3 protein-coding genes are annotated in these 1,760 nt (G+C 57.7%); 1 reads left to right on the top strand and 2 read right to left on the bottom strand.

Annotated features, from left to right (window positions below):
- A partial coding sequence (locus FT726_RS27090; RefSeq protein ID WP_346303832.1) for an MFS transporter occupies positions 1-368 on the bottom strand: 368 nt, incomplete at its 3' end.
- A 103-nt stretch (positions 369-471) separates the two neighbouring features.
- Here FT726_RS27090 and FT726_RS27085 point away from each other — a divergent pair.
- Positions 472-1,422 (top strand): AraC family transcriptional regulator, encoded by a 951-nt coding sequence (locus tag FT726_RS27085; RefSeq protein ID WP_097118970.1) that lies wholly within the window; start codon positions 472-474, stop codon positions 1,420-1,422.
- 60 nt (positions 1,423-1,482) lie between these two features.
- Here FT726_RS27085 and FT726_RS27080 read toward each other — a convergent pair.
- Positions 1,483-1,760 (bottom strand): methyl-accepting chemotaxis protein (locus FT726_RS27080; protein ID WP_346303831.1); only part of this gene is annotated, 278 nt, incomplete at its 5' end.

Raw genomic sequence — 1,760 nt, 5'->3', positions numbered from 1 at the left:
CCAATCGCCATGCCGAGCAGCACGCGCGCTAGCAGGATCATTGGCAGATTTTCTGCAAAGGCCACCAGCAGCGCCGAGGCAATCAGCAGCAGCGTAAAGGCCAGCATCACGACGCGACGATCGAGACGACGCGTGAGGTTGCCGACCACCAGACTGGTGAGCAATGCCACCAGGGCAGTCACGGTCACCGTTTGGCCCGCTTGCCCTTCGCTCACCTGCAGCGAGTCGGCAATCGGTGTCAGCAAGCTCACCGGCAGAAATTCGGCAGTAATCAGGCCGAACACGCCAAACGCCATGGCAAACACCGCGCCCCATGCGGGTTTATCCACCGCTATACTTGTTTCGACTACTTCAGTATCCAGACTCATTTGCGATCCCCATCACAAAAATTCAGGTTGTAAGCATAGTGAGATGACGCAAGACGATCTATGATACAAAAACTTTGTTTTTTGATAATTCGTCTGGATTCGTATGAGCCGCTATGAAGATCTGACCAGTGAACTGCTGATGGGCATGCGCCTGTACGGCGTAAAATATCAGCGTATCGCCTTACATAACCCTTTTGGTTTGCAATACGATGACGCGCCGGGCAAGGCACAACTGCACTTTGTTGGCCGTGGATCGTTAATGATCCGCTCAGCGTCTGGCGTGATCTATCCGTTGCAGGCAGGCGATGCGATGCTGATCCCGCACGGCAAAGCACACGCGTTGATCTCCAGCGAAGACGCCATTTGTGAACCGATTGGCACCTTCAACAGCAAACCGATCTGTGGCAGCGTTTGTGACATCGCTGACAGCAGCGAAGGTTGCCCGGACGACAGCGATGTCATTTTGTTTAGCGCCTGCATGGCATTTGAACTCGGCGGCATGCAGCCGCTGGTGCACACCATGCCGGACGTCATGCTGGTGAGTACCCTGCTGGCGCAGTACCCGGAAATTCAGCCTATTCTCGATGCCATGGAGCGCGAAACCCGCGAGCGCAAAGCCGGTTTCGCTGGCATTCTTTCCCGCCTGGCGGATGTGGTAGCGGCGCAGATTGTGCGCGGCTGGGTGGAAAACGGCTGCGGTAAAGGCAGTGGATTGGTGCAGGCGCTGCGCGATCCGCGTCTAAGCCTGGCGATGGCAGCCATGCATCGTGAGCCGGGCGAAAACTGGACGGTGGAGCGTTTGGCACGCGAATCGGGCAGTTCACGCTCAGTGTTTGCCGCCCGTTTTCAAACGGCTACCGGCATGACGCCGCTGCGCTACCTCACTGAACTGCGCATGCGGCTGGCGGTGGAACGTATCGTCAATGAGGGCGAAGCGGTGGAAAGCGTCGCCTTCCACCTCGGCTATGGTTCACTGGCGGCGTTTAGCCGGGCGTTTAAACGCATTGTCGGCTCACCACCCGGCGCATTAAGGGCAGCGCGCGAGACGCTTTAACGAAACACGCCAATCGCTTCCACCAGACGATTCGCCTGACGCTTCGGCGCGCGAGACCCTTTAGCGGAATACGCTGATTGCTTCCACCAGGCGATTGGCCTGATGCGTCATACGGCCTGAGGCTTCGGCGCTTTCCGCCACGCGCGCAGCGTTTTGATGGGTGATATCGTCAAGATCTTCCACTGCCGTGCTCACCTCGCTCAACGCGATAGATTGTTCCGCCGTGGCAGAACTGATCTGGGCAATCAATGCCGTGACATTTTGCACCTGATCGACAATATCCTGCATGGTGCGCCCGGCCGCATCAGCGTGATTACTGCCCGACTGCACGCGACCCG

It is taken from the genome of Pantoea sp. Morm, from assembly GCF_016643525.1.
Classification (GTDB): domain Bacteria; phylum Pseudomonadota; class Gammaproteobacteria; order Enterobacterales; family Enterobacteriaceae; genus Pantoea; species Pantoea dispersa.
Note: the sequence above shows the minus strand (reverse complement) of the source record. Positions and strands in the feature narration are given on the sequence as shown.